At 37.4% G+C, this 16,367-nt stretch carries 16 protein-coding genes; 8 read left to right on the top strand and 8 right to left on the bottom strand.

Annotated elements, in window-relative coordinates; genetic code table 11:
• From H9631_RS21085 to H9631_RS21065, 5 genes are all read right to left on the bottom strand, one after another.
• The coding region (locus H9631_RS21085; protein ID WP_191816249.1) for an arginase family protein at positions 1-215 on the bottom strand (215 nt) is incomplete at its 3' end.
• Between the two features lie 543 nt (positions 216-758).
• Positions 759-2,021 carry a TRAP transporter large permease gene (locus H9631_RS21080; RefSeq protein ID WP_318246847.1) on the bottom strand — a complete coding sequence of 421 codons (1,263 nt, stop codon included), beginning with the start codon at positions 2,019-2,021 and terminating at the stop codon, positions 759-761.
• A 251-nt stretch (positions 2,022-2,272) separates the two neighbouring features.
• Positions 2,273-2,680 carry a TRAP transporter small permease gene (locus H9631_RS22935; protein ID WP_225221191.1) on the bottom strand — a complete coding sequence of 136 codons (408 nt, stop codon included), beginning with the start codon at positions 2,678-2,680 and terminating at the stop codon, positions 2,273-2,275.
• A 177-nt stretch (positions 2,681-2,857) separates the two neighbouring features.
• Positions 2,858-3,898, bottom strand: coding sequence for a TRAP transporter substrate-binding protein (locus H9631_RS21070; protein WP_191816245.1), 1,041 nt, complete (start codon positions 3,896-3,898; stop codon positions 2,858-2,860).
• Between the two features lie 304 nt (positions 3,899-4,202).
• Positions 4,203-4,979, bottom strand: coding sequence for a fumarylacetoacetate hydrolase family protein (locus tag H9631_RS21065; RefSeq protein ID WP_191816243.1), 777 nt, complete (start codon positions 4,977-4,979; stop codon positions 4,203-4,205).
• A 630-nt stretch (positions 4,980-5,609) separates the two neighbouring features.
• On the opposite strand from H9631_RS21065, the gene H9631_RS21060 reads away from it, so the two are divergent.
• From H9631_RS21060 to H9631_RS21025, 8 genes are all read left to right on the top strand, one after another.
• Positions 5,610-6,590: a 2-hydroxyacid dehydrogenase gene (locus H9631_RS21060; protein ID WP_191816241.1), complete on the top strand. Its 981-nt coding sequence runs from the start codon at positions 5,610-5,612 to the stop codon at positions 6,588-6,590.
• A 135-nt stretch (positions 6,591-6,725) separates the two neighbouring features.
• Positions 6,726-7,373, top strand: a complete 648-nt coding sequence (locus tag H9631_RS21055; protein ID WP_225221190.1) for a GntR family transcriptional regulator — start codon at positions 6,726-6,728, stop codon at positions 7,371-7,373.
• Positions 7,374-7,415: 42 nt separating this feature from the next.
• Positions 7,416-8,837: an NAD-dependent succinate-semialdehyde dehydrogenase gene (locus H9631_RS21050; RefSeq protein WP_191816239.1), complete on the top strand. Its 1,422-nt coding sequence runs from the start codon at positions 7,416-7,418 to the stop codon at positions 8,835-8,837.
• A gap of 51 nt (positions 8,838-8,888) precedes the next feature.
• On the top strand, positions 8,889-10,199 hold the full coding sequence (locus H9631_RS21045) for an aminotransferase family protein (RefSeq protein WP_191816237.1): 1,311 nt from the start codon (positions 8,889-8,891) through the stop codon (positions 10,197-10,199).
• 703 nt (positions 10,200-10,902) lie between these two features.
• On the top strand, positions 10,903-11,532 hold the full coding sequence (locus H9631_RS21040; protein WP_191816235.1) for a copper amine oxidase N-terminal domain-containing protein: 630 nt from the start codon (positions 10,903-10,905) through the stop codon (positions 11,530-11,532).
• A gap of 15 nt (positions 11,533-11,547) precedes the next feature.
• Positions 11,548-11,793, top strand: coding sequence for a hypothetical protein (locus tag H9631_RS21035; protein ID WP_191816233.1), 246 nt, complete (start codon positions 11,548-11,550; stop codon positions 11,791-11,793).
• 15 nt (positions 11,794-11,808) lie between these two features.
• On the top strand, positions 11,809-12,729 hold the full coding sequence (locus H9631_RS21030; RefSeq protein ID WP_191816231.1) for an FAD:protein FMN transferase: 921 nt from the start codon (positions 11,809-11,811) through the stop codon (positions 12,727-12,729).
• A complete protein-coding gene (locus tag H9631_RS21025; RefSeq protein WP_191816229.1) occupies positions 12,716-13,294 on the top strand; it encodes a ferric reductase-like transmembrane domain-containing protein in 579 nt (192 codons plus the stop codon). The genes H9631_RS21030 and H9631_RS21025 overlap by 14 nt, the downstream gene beginning before the upstream one ends.
• 46 nt (positions 13,295-13,340) lie before the next feature.
• On the opposite strand, the gene H9631_RS21020 is transcribed toward H9631_RS21025, so the two are convergent.
• The 3 genes from H9631_RS21020 to H9631_RS21010 all read right to left on the bottom strand — a co-directional run bounded on the left by H9631_RS21020 (position 13,341) and on the right by H9631_RS21010 (position 16,283).
• The gene (locus tag H9631_RS21020; RefSeq protein ID WP_191816227.1) at positions 13,341-14,579 is read right to left on the bottom strand and encodes a sensor histidine kinase; all 1,239 of its coding nucleotides are present in this window, start codon (positions 14,577-14,579) and stop codon (positions 13,341-13,343) included.
• Complete coding sequence (locus H9631_RS21015; protein ID WP_191816225.1) at positions 14,572-15,249, bottom strand: response regulator transcription factor; 678 nt, start codon at positions 15,247-15,249, stop codon at positions 14,572-14,574. Before H9631_RS21015 ends, H9631_RS21020 begins: the two co-directional genes overlap by 8 nt.
• Positions 15,250-15,668: 419 nt before the next feature.
• On the bottom strand, positions 15,669-16,283 hold the full coding sequence (locus H9631_RS21010) for an amidohydrolase (protein WP_318246846.1): 615 nt from the start codon (positions 16,281-16,283) through the stop codon (positions 15,669-15,671).
• Positions 16,284-16,367 lie beyond the last annotated feature (84 nt).

Below are 16,367 nucleotides of genomic sequence, written 5' to 3'. Positions count from 1 at the left end.
GGATTGTACGGACGGAGCAACACAGAAAAGTCTCGAATATGCTGGGGGCCGAACCGTTGACCTGTCCGGTTGGATGCAGCTGTATCAAAAGGAACGCCAAGAACAGCGAAATCAATATTGTCCGTAGTTTTCACTTGCTCCAACCTCATAAATGTCCGGTTGCCGACAAAACGAGGAGATTGTGATGAGTCCTTTGGTATATATTTTGTTTGCATAGCAATAACCATTCCTTTCACTTAGCTAAAGGCACAAACATAAGGAAATAAAATTTATGCCTCCAACGTTCGTATCATTTCCTTAACTTGTTTACTTGAATGTATTTCATATGTTATCTATTGCAAAAAGTGTGCCAATTAATAGACCTTTAAACCAAAAGACTTTCACTTTATTCCTGAACCATTTTTGCATCAATCGACCTGAAAAAAATGCATTTAAGAATCTTGATGCATATTTGAATTGGATGTAAAAAGCCAGATAAAGCATATATAAATGAAGGAAACAATCATTTCCTTCATTTATATACTGTAAAAATAGCTGATCCTCCAGATATAACTAAAGAACATTTGAACATTCACACTTGCAGCTGCGTCCTTGTTGAACATTGGCCTTCCAACCTCATCATTTAATACAATTTTGTTTTTTTTCATAAAAAAACCCAGTCCAACAATGGACTGAGATGATTTTCAACAGCATTTTCAATTACTAGCAATCCATCCTATACGTCCCGATTACCTCATTAAAGCTTGAGTATCTCATCTTTACTGAGCTGTTCCACCTATTAAATCTGGCAAAAACATAATAAATGGTTCTGCGAACATAAATCCAAACAATAATATGATCAATGCGATTGTAAATGGAAGCGTTGCTTTTGCTACTTGTTCCAGGGTTATCCCGCTTATTGCACTGGCAACATTTAGATTATCTCCAACAGGTGGTGTCAAGAAGCCAATTTCTGCAGCTAGAATCATGACTATACCAAAATGAACTGGATGTACCCCAAGTTCGGTGACCACTGGTAAAAGAATTGGAGCCAGTAAAATGATTCCAGCGAGCGTTTCCATAAACATCCCTACAAACACAAGCAAGATAAGAATCAAAGAAAGAATAACCCATGAACCTACAGGCAAACTTGTCAAAAAGTCAGCAATCTTAACAGGGATACGTTCTATTGTCAGTATTCTTCCATAAGTAGAAGCAGTCGCAATAATAATAAGGATGATCCCAGAGATTAATGTTGTTCTTTTAAATAACTCTACAGCATCCGGCCATTTAATTTCTTTATATACGAAAATACCTAAAATCGCGCTATAGACAACTGCAATACCTGCAGCTTCCGTAGGAGTAAAAATCCCACCGTAAATCCCACCTAGTACTACAATAGGCATTAATAGTGTCCATTTTGCTTCATTAAAATACTGTAATCGTTCTTTCCATGTCGCTTTTTCTCCTGATCCAGTAAACCCCTTCTTTTTGGATAGAACATAACTCATTAACCAGAGTAATGCAGCTATAAAAAGACCTGGTAAAACTCCTGCAATAAACAAATCACCTATTGATGTGTTCGTAGTAATACCATAAATGATCAAAGGAATGCTTGGTGGGATAATAATCCCCAAAGTACCAGATGATGCCACAACTGCCGAACTAAAACCGACATCATATTTTTCCTTTACCATTGCAGGTATCATGATTCCACCAACTGCTGCCACTGTTGCCGGTCCAGAACCACTCAATGCCGCAAATATTGTACAAGCTAAAATGGATACTCCTGCCAGTCCACCAGTGTAATGTCCAACGAATGATTTAGCAACATTAATAAGTCGCCTTGAAAGACCACCATATTCCATGATCAATCCAGCAAAAATAAATAACGGTACCGCCATCAATGCATATGAATCAACTGTAGTGAACATCCCCTGAGCTATATAACTGAGAGGCATTTTCTGAGTTATCATTAAGGTCAAAATAGACGATATGCCCAGTGCAAAAGCTATTGGAACACTAAGGATCATCAAAATAATAAAACTACCGAATAAAATTAGAGTAGCCAGAGGCCCTCACCACCCTATGAATTAATGTTTTTCCTATCAAATGCGCCTTGCGTATTTGCGCCCAGATTTTATCGAGTTCCGCTCGATAAATTTCCACTAAAATCTGTGGCATCCGCTGGAGGCTTGAACTTTATTCAGCCGGGGGTTGATTCCCCACTGAATGGAATACCAATATGCATTTATCTCACCACTACCAAATGGGGGGTTTCTGCTGAAGGAAGTTAAATAGATCCTTTCAGTTCTTTCATTTCGCTTATAATGTGTTGCACAACACGAAATGTCATTAAAAGCGCTCCCAATGGTAACCCTATATAAATGAGGTACATTGGTATTTGATTAGCTGGGGATAATTGCTGTGTATGAAACTGGGAAATTACTAGATTTACACTATAGTAGTCTAAAAATATTAAGAAACTTATCCAAAGGAGCAAGGCAAGAATTTTTAATAATTGACCATAAACCGAAGATAACCTATTCAATATATTCACTAAAAAGCTAAATTTAACATGACGCTGATATCTAACCGCGTATGCTGCGCTTGTATATACAAACCACACAAAGGCATATCTTGCCAATTCCTCTGACCACGTAAGGGATTCGTTAAAAATATAACGCATGACCACCTGCAAAATGCATAGGACTGAGAAGAAAACCAATAGAATAGACGAAAGATAGGTTTCTACATGGTCATCAAAGTGTTTATAAATTTTAATTTTGATTCGCCTCCTTGTCAGCCAATTTACCCAAAATCACCCAGACCGTTCCCTCTCAAAAATAATCATTTGGCCTGGGTGATCATTTTGCGCTTATTTTATAACATCCAGCAGTTCCTGATTTCCTGCCTCATCTAAAAGTTCCTTTAACATTTCTTTGTCTACCTCATCTGCATGCTTTTCATAGAAAGGTATAGATGCTTTTACCCAAGCATTATGTTCTTCTTCTGATAGATCCCTGATCACAGCCCCTTCATCCTCTAATTTGACTCTTAGTTCTTTATCAAGATTAGTATTTAATTCTCTTAAATAAGCAATGGCTTCGTCTAGAGAGGTTTGGATAATCTCTTGATCTTCTTCAGAAAGGCTATTAAAGAAATCTTTATTTACAATGACAATCTCAGGATCAAATAAATGTCCTGTAGTTGTTATATACTTACTAGGCTCATGGAACTTACCTGTATAAATAAGTTGAAATGGGTTTTCCACACCTTCTACAACACCTTGTGATAGTCCTGTAAACACTTCGGTAAACGGTAAAGGTGTAGGATTCGCGCCTAATTCTTTCCAATAAGCAATATGTTTTGGAACTTCCATTGTACGGAGCTTTAATCCTTTAACCTGATCTGGGGTAACAATTTCACCTTTACTATTTGATAAATGTCTCCAACCGTTTTCGCTATACCCTAACCCAATAATGCCGCTATCCTCTAATCCGGCTAATAACTTTTCTCCTACCTGACCATCAAAAACTTTATACACTGATTCAACATCTTTGAAAATAAATGGAAAATCAAACACTTCTAAAGCAGAAGAAAAGTTTGCTAGAACACCAACCGAAGGAGACGAGATTTGGATATTTCCAGCCTGCGTACTTTCAACCATCTCTCGCTCTCCCCCTAATTGTCCATCGGGGAATATTTCCATTTCTATTCTGCCGTCAGACTTTTCTTCCACGAGTTCCTTAAACTTTTCAAACATCGCATGCTGAGTTGCCTCCGCTGAGACCACATGCGCTGCCTGGATCGTAATTTTTTTCTCTTTGTCCGAGCCTGAGGTTTTGTCACCTGAACAAGCTGCAAGAGCTGAAACAACAAATGCTATTACTAGAAAATATAGTCCTTTTTTAAACATGTCTTTATCCCCCTTATTCTTTTAAATAAAAATAATGTCCGACTGTCTTCGACTTTACCTGAAGGTGTGATCACCCCTTTCAATGAACTTTTTGATTTATAAGCTAGCTGGATTTTCTACCTTCCAACAAATCGCTCTGTATTGTAAGTGCTTTCATTAGATTGAAAATCATCAACATCTTTCTTATTAGACGACAATCGACTTTAAAAAGTCGATTGTCGACCAAGTTAAGCGTAAATAAAATGCGCCCTGGCATATTTGCGCTCAGATTTTTCTGTTGAGGAAGTAAAACCGTGCCCTTTGACTAGTCTCTTGCTTCAGAGCTAACAATTTTATTTCTTAGCTCGCCTATTCCTTCTATCCGGACTACCATTTCATCTCCAGGTTTTACCGGACCTACTCCAAAAGGTGTCCCCGTTATAATGATATCTCCTGGAAGCAATGTCATCACTTTCGAAACATAGCTTACAATATATTCAACATCGAATATCAAATTCTTTGTATTGGAATGCTGTTTTAACTCTCCATTTACATGTAAAGTAATGTCTAAATTTTCAGGATCAATATTTCGAATGATCCCTGGGCCAATAGGGCAAAATGTATCAAACGATTTTCCTCTTGTCCATTGTCCATCAGAAAATTGCAAATCGCGAGCGGTCATATCATTAGCTATTGTATAACCTAAAATGGCATCTTTTGCTTTCTCTTTTGATACATTTCTAGTCTTCTTGCCAATGACAATTCCTAATTCAGCCTCATACTCCAATTTTTTCGTTTGTTCTGGGTATACAACCAAATCATTTGTTCCAATAACTGTTGTGCTCGGCTTAATGAAAATAAGCGGCTCTTCCGGTAATTCCAGATTTACCTCTTTAGCGTGGTCTACATAATTCAAGCCAATACAGACTACTTTTGACGGGTGTGTAGGTGCCAATAAGGTAACGTCTTCCAATTTTAATTCCTGATTCGTGATGGTAAAGTCCGATTCTGTTAATATATCTCCATCTATCACTTTGATCTTCTCATTTTCTAAAATACCAAATAATTTATTCTTCAAGTGGTCCTGAAATCTGATGATCACAGCGTCGGCTTCCTCCCCTTCTGTTTCTCATTTCAAAATGTCTTTGCTTAATAGATTTGTTAGCGCTTTCTATTTGGTTAACTCATATTACCCACTTATTTTGGCTCTGTTCTAAATACATGAATACCTGTCTTGAATCATATGATGTTTACCAGCAGCACCAACTATTGTTCATCTAAAAATTTTTGAAAGCCTATTCAAGCTTTTCACCTAGATTAGTTGTTTAGAACTTGAACTACGATCCCCTCTCCTATTCCAGTAAGCCGGATCATTTACAATGAATAACAGCAGTATACTTCTTATTCGTACTAAATGTCTCGAAATCATAAAAAATTTGAGCCACCCCTCCTCCTTTAGACGTTTTCAATCTGTTTGTCTCTCAATTTTCCAGTAACAATTATGTTGAGTTGACCAACTTTTAAATCATGATATTTTATAATTTATTTTGTGTCAACAAAAATTTTGAAGATAATTAAAATTTTCAAGTGAGTGAAATCATCTATTATTTTTAAAAGTGAAGGTAATCACAGTTTTAGCTCCTGAAAATAAAATGGATATTGACAATCATTTTGAATGAAGATACAGTGTGGGCTATTAGTATGATTAATAACTACGGGAGGGTCATGAGCATTGAAGAAGAAAGTTATTGCCTACGGCCGTGTTGAAAAACCGGTATTAGAAGATTTGCAAAGAAAATATGATGTAAAGTTTTTCAAAGGGATTAACCCAAAGATAGACGAGGCCTTTTTGGAACATCTGAAAGAATCTGAAGGTATAATTGGACTGGATCTAGAAGTTGACAAAAAACTGTTAGCACAAGCACCTATGTTAAAAATTGTAAGTAATGTTTCTGTTGGTTATAACAACTTGGATATAGAAGAATTGACAAAGCGAAAGGTTATGGCTACAAATACACCGGGAGTATTAACAGATACTGTGGCAGACACTATTTTTGGGCTGTTAATTGCAACGGCCAGACGGATTCCAGAACTAGATTACTTTGTTAAATCCAGAAAATGGAATGGGGAATTAGAACCAAAGCATTATGGTATTGATGTCCATCATAAAACAGTGGGAATTATCGGGATGGGGAGAATTGGCCAAGCAATAGCTCAACGTGCCCATCATGGCTTTAACATGAATGTCCTTTACCACAGCCGCTCAAAAAAACCTGAGGCAGAAAAAAATTTCAGTGCTACATATTGCAGTTTGAATGAATTACTAACCAACTCTGATTATGTTGTTTTAATCACCCCTTTAACCGCTCAAACAAGAGGATTAATCGGTAAAAGAGAATTTCAACTCATGAAACAATCTGCCATTTTTATTAATGGATCTCGTGGAGACACAGTTATCGAAAAGGATTTAATTGAAGCGCTCCAAACTCAAGAAATTGCTGCGGCAGGGCTAGATGTTTTTCAGCAGGAGCCAGTAGCATTTGACAACCCATTACTAGAGATGAAAAATGTTGTCACCTTGCCCCATGTTGGTTCATCTACGCATGAGACCGAGCTAAAAATGTCCCAGTTGGCAGCCAAAAACCTTGAAGCAGGATTGAATGGCAACATTCCACCAACATTAATTAATCCAATCGTTTTAAAGAGAAATTAGTTCAGTATCATTCAAACCCAGTTATTTATAGACAAAAAAAACAGATAAGTCACAAAAGTTATTGACAGACATTGAGTCTTTTATTTATAATTGTCGACAATCGACTAAATCTGCATTGGAGAGGAGGGAAACAATTTGAATAAATCAATATTGCAAGAACCTCTTGGCGAGCTTGTTGCAAAACAACTTAGACAAAGCATATGGAACAGAGAGCTTCAATCTGGGGAAAGATTGATCGAGGGCGACTTATCAGAAAAATTCGGCGTTAGCCGCAACGTAATAAGAGATGCCTTTAAAATACTTGAGTATGATGAATTAATCATCAGCATCCCTAGAAAGGGGACCTATGTTACTGAACTTTCCAAGAAGGATTGGCGAGAAATTATTGAACTGCGGACCATGATTGAAGCACATGTCTTTGTTAAGGTATTGCCCCTATTAAAAGAACAGGATTTTAAAGAATTAGAACATATTCTGGAGATCATGAAAGAAAAAGCACAAAATCAAGATTGGAGTGCTTTATTTGATCTTGATGTACAATTTCACAAGTACATTGTAAACCTATCAAATAATTCACGGATCATTAAAATATATGATTCAATCCAAGTACAAATTAGAACATACATGGTCTACATCGATAAATATTATTCCAGCTATGAATCATTTTATAATGAGCAAAAAGAATTATTTAATGTATTGTTGACCAAAGACTCAAAAATCGTTGATGCCCATATTCGTAAGCATATTGAATATGTTGAGGAAAAGCTATTGGGAGAGTTTTAATTTAGGACTAAAAGTCACAACAATATTAAGAGGGTGAAAGATTTGGAATATCTATTACACATAAATGGAAAATGGACTGGGGAGGCTTTAGATAAGAATCCCGTCCTTAATCCTGCAACTGGCGAAATCATCACAAAAGTGCCTAAAGGCGGAAGAATTGAAGCATTGCAAGCTGTTGAAGCTGCCCATCATGCATTTGAGGAATGGTCTGGCACAACCGCATATGAAAGAGCCAAATTACTAAAAAAATATTCTAATTTGATTATCGATCATGAGCAAGAGCTTGCAGAGTTGATGACGACAGAAATGGGGAAACCTTTATCAGAAGCAAAAGGTGAAGTTCATTATGCTGCGAATTATATTGAATGGTACAGTGAGCAAGCAAAACGAATATATGGAGAAACAATTCCTACTCACGATAAAAACAAACGGCTGCAAGTATGGAAAAAACCAATCGGAGTCGTAGCCGCAATTACACCATGGAACTTTCCTGCTGCCATGTTAACAAGAAAAATGGGGCCAGCCTTGGCTGCTGGATGTACCGTTGTCATTAAGCCATCAAAGGAAACTCCATTAACAGCAATAAAATTAGTAGAATTGGCTGAAATGGCAGGGTTTCCAAATGGCGTCATTAACATTGTGACAGGTTCATCCAAAGAAATTGGTGAGGTCTTCTTGACAGATCCCCGAGTCAAAAAGGTTACTTTTACTGGATCAACAGAAGTTGGAAAAACATTGATGAGACAAGGTGCGGACACTGTAAAAAAACTTTCCCTGGAGTTAGGCGGACATGCACCAATGATCATTCTAAATGATGCAGATCTTCAAAAAGCGGTCGAAGGAGTAACCGCTTCCAAGTTCAGGAACAGTGGACAAACATGTATATGCGGGAATCGTATTTACGTTCAATCAGCTATATATGATCAATTCATCGAGGTATTTGCTGATACAGTGAACCAGCTTCGTGTTGGTAACGGTATGGAAACCGGAATAGATGTCGGTCCATTGATTAATCATGCAGGAGTAGAAAAAGTCAATGAACATGTACTTGATGCCGTTAAAAAAGGAGCAACAGTTGTCGTTGGCGGCGAACAACCTGAAGAAAAAGGCAACTTCTACAAACCTACTATTATAAAGGATGCAAATCCTGACATGTTGATTATGAGAGAAGAAACGTTTGGTCCAGTTGCCCCTATTCAAAAATTTGAAACGATTGAAGAAGTCGTTAAGCTGGCAAATGATACTCCTTTTGGATTAGCTGCCTATGTATTCACGGAAAATGTATCTCACGGTACAAGAGTGATAGAAAAATTAGATTATGGTGTCGTTGGTTGGAACGACGGTACCCCTTCTGCTGTTCAAGCTCCTTTTGGCGGTATGAAAGAAAGCGGGCTTGGCCGTGAAGGCGGTCATCAGGGAATTGAAGACTTCTTGGAAACGCAATATGTATCAATAGGAATATAACATTGATCACAAAATTATTTTAAAAAAACGCAATCCATAGGAGGAAATGACATGCCCACAACAAAAGTCGATTTAAGCCTAAAAAATGAATTAATCAATTTGGATAAAAAACATTTTATTCACCCGACATCAAACATGGAGCAACTCCAAAAAGAAGGACCAGCCTTTATTTTTACAGAAGGTGACGGAATCTATTTAAAAGACGTAGAAGGCAGAAAATTAATAGACAGCTTATCTTCCCTATGGAACGTAAATATTGGGCACGGACGCGAGGAACTGGCTGAAGTGGCAAAAGAACAAATGATGAAGTTGGCCTTCACCTCCACATTTAATAATTGGAGTCATGAACCTGCCATACGCCTTGCTTCCGAACTCGCTGAATGGACACCAGGTGATTTAAATTCAACCTTCTTTACCTCCGGAGGTTCGGAATCAAACGATACAGCTTTTAAAACGGTACGTCATTACTGGAAGGTAAAAGGACAACCGGAGAAAAAGAAAATTATTTCTAGAAAGCTATCCTATCACGGGGTTGCAATGGGAGCGACAAGTGCAACAGCCATCAAACAATTCAATACATTTACAACATCCATTGCACCTGACTTTCATTACGTCGACAGCACCATTGAATCCCTAAAGGAAACAATTGAAAAAGAAGGTGCTGACACGATTGCAGCATTTATTTCTGAACCCGTTCAAGGTTCCGGTGGAGTCAATCTGCCCCCTGCAGGATATTTCCAAGAGGTTCGAAAGATTTGTGATGAAAATGATATTATTTTTATTGCAGATGAAGTAATTTGTGGATTTGGCCGTACAGGTAAAAACTTCGGTATTGAGCATTTCGGTGTATTACCTGATATCATCACAATGGCTAAAGGAGTTACAAGCGGCTATGCTCCTCTTGGCGGTATGATCCTTTCCGAACACATTCATAAAGAATTAATTGAAAAAACTGAAGGTAACTTCTGGCATGGCTATACTTATAGCGGGCACCCAACCGCAGCCGCTGTCGCATTAAAGAACCTTGAAATCATTAAAAATGAAAAATTAATCGAGCATGTTAATGTAGTTGGAAAACATATGCTTGAAGGATTTGAATGGATTAAAGAACAAAATGATAATGTAGATAATGTTCGAGGAATCGGGCTATTAGGTGCTATCGGATTGGAGCGGGCTTCAGACTCCGCTGAACCAATTGGTCCAAAGGTTGTCGCCGCAGCATTAGAAAGAGGACTCATTTGCCGTTCTGTCATATACGATGGTCAGGACACACTTGCTTTTGCACCTCCATTCCCAATCACCAAAGAACAGATGGATGATATGATTGAGATTGTGAATGAATCAATTAAAGCAGTAAAATAGTCATTCATTCTTTTAATTAATTGAAGAGCAGATGGACTCTTCAGCTCCACGATGCAAATAAAATGTGCACCTCATTTGCATTGGCTTTTTCAAAGGAGCAGTTGACCCGTGTCTAGACATTTTTTAGCAGAGCATTTTCATTAGGGAATGCTCTGTTTTTATAATGGAAGTGTCTAAAATGGTTTCTAGGCGCAGATAACATCACTGCTCCGGCATTAAGTTTATCTCCCTCATAGAGTAGTGCCCCCTGAAAGTTAGAGTTTTAATTATGCACGTTCCACTTCATAGGTGTTGCCCCTGTTTTCCCGCCCGTTAATTTTTACCTTTATACAACACCTCGAAATAAGATGAATTTCTTATAATCTTATGAATGGTTATAATCTGCCTTTGAGGAACAACCACCCTCTTCTCAAGTTCGTATTGATTTTTTGCATGACAGCTTTAAAACTAAGACCATCATTTCACCATTTAAAAAATTTCTATCGTTGGTGAACCTTCTTCATCGCCAACGAGTTTTTTGTTTACATTTTACCGTTAAGAAGACTCGCATAAGCTTCTTCTTTCCTTTTCACCTATAACATACAGTTTTGTTATTTCCTACCTTATCATTTTCACCCATAAAAGCAAATAAACTTTTGAATTTCACTTTTCTTTCAGACTCCTTTTTTATACTTATAAACGAGATGAGGAGGAAGATGAAAAAATGAAAAAGTTTGTGATAATGATGATATCTGTTTTCTTTTTACTAAACATTGTACATTTTTCTGTTAAAGCAGATGACGACCACGATCATAAGAAGTACAAATATTATAAGGGAGACTGGGGAGATGATCATGATTTTGATGACGATGATGAGGAGGATAATGAATATTATTATAATGAGCGAACGGAGAACAGTATGAGCATAACCTCCCAATGGTACCTATGGACTAGATTGGCGGGAACGATAAAAGGTGAATTGCCGTTTTCTGAACCCCAAAATATAACTTTTCAACATAAAATCTCAAAGGAACAACTTTCTTTATACTGTATTCCGATGAATGGAGAACTTTTTATCCCAGGCAAAAGAGTTGGTGAATTCCTAGGTGCAAAAGCTTCATTCTATCCTACCAGTCGTATTCTTGAACTGAACTTGAATCATACAGAGCTGATATTTCGCTCCGATACAAATGTATCATATGAAAATAAAATGAAAACCCCCATTCCGGCTAAAGCAATGTTTTTTAATGAAGATGTTTACTTACCAATTAGTGTCGTCGCAAATGGCTTGGGGTTTTCTATAGTATGGGATGCAAAACAGGAAGTTATTTATTTTCAAGAAATGAACAATTAAAGGAGGACATATAACATGAAACCTAAGAAAAAAGCCAAATGGTTCATTGGAACAGCAGGAGCAGCTTTTTCGGCCTTTGTTCTTACACAAATTGATAACCCGGAAGCCGCAGAAGACCCTGTTCAGCCAGATATTGTTATAAATGAATCAATGTCTGACCGGGAAAAAGAATTACTTGCATTAGATTGGATGAATTATGAAATAACTCCACTTCAATCAGATGAAAAAAAACGCAGCGACCGGACAACTAGAAGGACTTAATAGGGGATGAGAAAAATGGAGACTTTTTCGATTAATGTGATGAACACAGATGTCTACGTTGAGATATCGAATATCAAAAAAAATAATTGGAGAGAGGAAATAAAAGCCTGGCTTTTGTACGTTGATCGGGAATGGTCCAGATTCCATAATGATAATGAACTATCCATGTTAAATCAGCTTCCTCAAGGTGAAAGCATTCAATTATCAGACCCTTTTTATGATGTTCTTTATCGTGCCGATGAATATAGAAAAAAAACAATGGGTTTGTTTTCTCCTTATTTAAAAATACAAATGGAAGCAAACGGATATATAAAATCATTTCCTTTTTCCGATGTACCAAGGACTGCATCGGCGAATTTTCACGAAAATATGATGAGAGAGACAAAACCGTTTCTTTTTCTAGATCATAACATCATTTTTAAAAATACAAATCAAAAAATAGACATCGGCGGATTTGCAAAAGGATACGCAATTGAATGTGCAGCGCAGTGGTTAAGAAGCACTGGCGGCGCGAAATATGGAATTGTTGATGGCGGCGGGGATATAACTACGTGGTCAGATGGAGTAAAGGAATGGAAAATTGGCATAGCCAACCCCTTTAAGAATGGGACAGAAATCGGCCTTATTCGGATAAAAAACGGTGCAATCGCTACCTCCAATCGGCTGTATAGAAGCTGGAGGTATGGCGACGAAATAAAGCATCACCTATTAAATGGAAAAACTGGTACTCCGATAAGAACAGATGTTGTACAAGCAACGGTGATGACTAACCATCTGCTTGATGGAGAAGTTCTTGCAAAAATGTGCTTTTTGTTGTCTGAAAAAAAGAGGAAACATTGGTTTAAAGAGCACTATCCACATTGCCGTTACTTCCTTGTGAGCGAAAGTGATCGAAAAAAGATAGAAAAGGAGGAATTTGTAGATGGGGATTTTTGAAGTATTCAACACATGGGTTCTAATTCGTCTTTTTGGTTTATTGTCATACCTTTTCTTTACCTTATCCGTTAGTTTTGGGATGTTGGGGCAATTTCGATCCCTTAAAGCAAAAAAAACGCTTTTGTTTCAGCTTCACTTGTCTTCCGCTTGGGCGGGGATGATGGCCGTTCTTGTTCATATGCTGATGTTATTGATTGACTCTTATCAGCCATATGAGTTAATTGAACTCCTCATCCCCTTCACAGCCTCCTACAGTCCAATTTTATCCGGAGTTGGAACCATTGCATTCTTGTTAACCTTATCGGTTATATTTACATCTGATACCATGGTAAAGTTACTTGGGCGCCCTCTGTGGAAAAAAATTCATATCCTGGTTTTCCCAGCCTGGCTTGGGATGGTCATTCACGGTTTGTTTTTAGGAACGGATTCTTCGAATAGTGCTGTTTACTGGTTTTATATTAGCTCCATTTTCATCGTGGTAGTCATACTTCTTTCTGCTATGATGCAGCAGCGGAAAAAACAAGAAGAACATACCCCAACAAAATTGCATATAACCAAAAAGTGATGGAGAATAACAATATTATAATGGAAAAATAGAACTTGTTTTTGCTCTATTTTTCCATTGGAAGAGTGATGGTAAAAATGGTTCCTTTTTCTTTTTCGCTCTTAACCTTTATCGTACCTTGGTGTAAGTCGACAATAGTTTTTGCAATAGAAAGTCCTAACCCTGTACCAGATCCAGTCCGAGCAGTATCCCCGCGATAAAATCGTTCAAAAATTCTTGTCTGAGCTTTTTCGCTTATGCCAATGCCGCTGTCTCGCACCGTGATAATCGAATTTCTTCCACTTGCTTCTAAGGAAAGCATAATTGTTCCTTCTTTTGTATATCGTCTGGCATTATCTAATAATATATATATAAGCTCTTGGATCCTATCCTGATCCCCAAACACTTGTATATTTTGCTCAATGTTCGTGTTAAATTGAATGGACTTAGGCAAAATAAGAGAAAACTTTCTTCCTATCGAAAAAACTAAATCAGTTAAGGAAAAAATTTCTTTCTTTAAAGAAAAGTTCTTTTGGTCATTCCTCGCAAGAAATAATAGATCCTCTAATAATTCCTTCATCGAGATCGCTTCTAATTTTAAGTCATCCAGAACTTCATTACTGATTGGGCTAAGACGTTCTTTATCCTCTGATTCAATCAGCTCCAATGAATTATAAAAAATGCTTAAAGGCGTTCGCAGCTCATGGGATGCATCTGAAACAAATCTTTTTTGCTTGGCAAAAGCCTCTTCTATCGGCTCCATTGCTTTTCCCGCTAGATAGTAACTTAAGATAGATAACAATAACGTCGCTACCAAAGTTAAAATAATAAAAATCCAAAGCATTCTTTGAAGAAAATGATATTGATTCGTTATGGATTGCCCAACAACGATAAATCCCATCAATTGTTCCTTTGATTTTATCGGGCGATACAGCAGCATCAAGTGTTCCTGTTGCCACTCAACCTTAGCCAATCTTGATTCGCCAATATCTGATGGTAGATGGTTGATTAGTGTTTTTAAAAAACCTTTGAACTGTTCATCTCCATGAATAATCTCTTTTTTCTCATTAAAAACGTAATAAAAATAGGAACGATTAGGATCATAAGAGATCGTTGGGCTTCCGTCATCCTTGTGTTCCACTAAATCATGCTGCTGGGCTAAGTAATGGTTTTCCAGTTCCTCTCTTTGCTGCTTTTCCATTGTCTCGAACATTAACGAATAAACCAAAATTAACACAATCAACAAAAATAGAAAAAAGGAAATGGTAAATAAAATGGTTAACTTCCTTCGTATCGGATTAAGCATCGTCATCTCTCGTTTTATAGCCAATTCCTCTAACATTTTGAATGACAGAAAGCTTGCCTTTTATGTCGACCTTTTTACGGACCAGCTTGATAAGAGCATCAAGTGCATTGTCAGTGACATCACTGTCATATCCCCAGATCCGCTCGATAATCTGTTCACGTGTCAGCACTCTGCCCTTATTGCGAAATAAATATTCGAGAAATTGAAATTCATTTCTTGTTAGTTCTATTTTCTCATTATTGCGTAGCAACCTGTGCGAAGCAATATCTAAAACAATATTTCCGGCTTTTAGTTCTTGTTCAAATGGTTTCTCTCTTCTTCTCGATAAAGCCCGTAATCTTGCAAGCAATTCTTCCATTTTAAAGGGCTTTACGATGTAATCATCTGCACCATAATCTAAACCAGTAATAATGTCATCGGGTTCATCTTTTGCAGTTAATATAATAATACCACCTTGATATCCATGATGACGCAGCTGAGCACATGCATCTAGCCCATTCACTTTTGGCATCATCCAATCAAGAATAATCACATCATATGAAGTAATGAAGGAATAATCTAGTGCATCTTGTCCATTTTGCACATAATCAGTTTGATGGCCTTGTTTAACGAGCATATGACAAAGCACCTTGCCTAGTCTGCTATCATCCTCGGCTAGTAATATTTTCATAATCGGGCCCCCTTATTACCAATTTAACATAAATTGTAAAAAGGATTCCTGAAATCTTTATGAAATTTCAGAAACACTATCTTTTGGCAAAGTAAGGTGGACGGGATGTGTTGCTCAGTTTCCCCATTTCAAGAAGAAGTGCATTTCTATTTCCCCTTTAGAGTATTACTATTTTCATTTTAGAAATACGGTTAGCATTAATATAAGAAAATATATAACAAACATTATCAATGTATGAAAATCTTATTTTCCCTCCAAAAGGAGCATTTTTCACGATGTATGTTTAATACAACTACGCCAAAAAACCAGCCTCCATACGGACAGCCAGTTTTTCAGCTATAATTTAGTTCTCCGATGCGTTAAAGTTTAGCGACAACTTGAACTTCAAAGCTTTTGCATCGCATTGGTGATATGAATTCTTAAACCCTAGTTCCAATCTTGGAATTGGTATAAACCATCTCTCCATCTATCATTGTCCATTCTACTTCGGCTTCTAACAGTTCGTCGATACCTGCTTGAACAATGGAACGATCCAGTAAAATTAAGTCGGCTAGTTTGCCTGGTTCAATACTCCCTTTAATATTTTCCTCAAATGATGCATAGGCACCGTTTAAAGTATACATACGAATTGCTTCGAGTAAAGACACTCTATTTTCTTCCCCAATCACTTCTCCTGAGGATGATTTTCGAGTAACCGCAGTATATATGCCGCGTAATGGATCGAAGTCTGTTACCGGGCTGTCAGAAGCAATTGCCGCTGGGATACCAGCATTTTGATAAGTATTCAATGGATATATATAATTAGCTCTAACCCCATAGTTCTTAACATAACCATCCCCATAATCATAGAGAAAAGCAGGATTTGGTGTAGGAATTACATTTAAACTTTTCATTCGCTCAATCAAATCTGGCGCAGCAACTCCAGCATGTTCGATCCGATGTCTCGCTTCTTCCCGCGGATGAAGTTGCTGAGCTTTTTCAATAGTATTTAACAGCATTTCGATGGCCGCATCCCCTTGCGCATGAGCGGTAATTTGCCACTGTGACCGTCAAGTAGAATTGAACACTTTTTGCTAATTAATTTTGAACACTTTCGCTTCCAAAAATGGAAGTTCGAT

Origin of the sequence: Bacillus norwichensis, from assembly GCF_014836955.1 — a bacterium.
Taxonomy (GTDB): domain Bacteria; phylum Bacillota; class Bacilli; order Bacillales; family Bacillaceae_C; genus Siminovitchia; species Siminovitchia norwichensis.
Note: the sequence above shows the minus strand (reverse complement) of the source record. Positions and strands in the feature narration are given on the sequence as shown.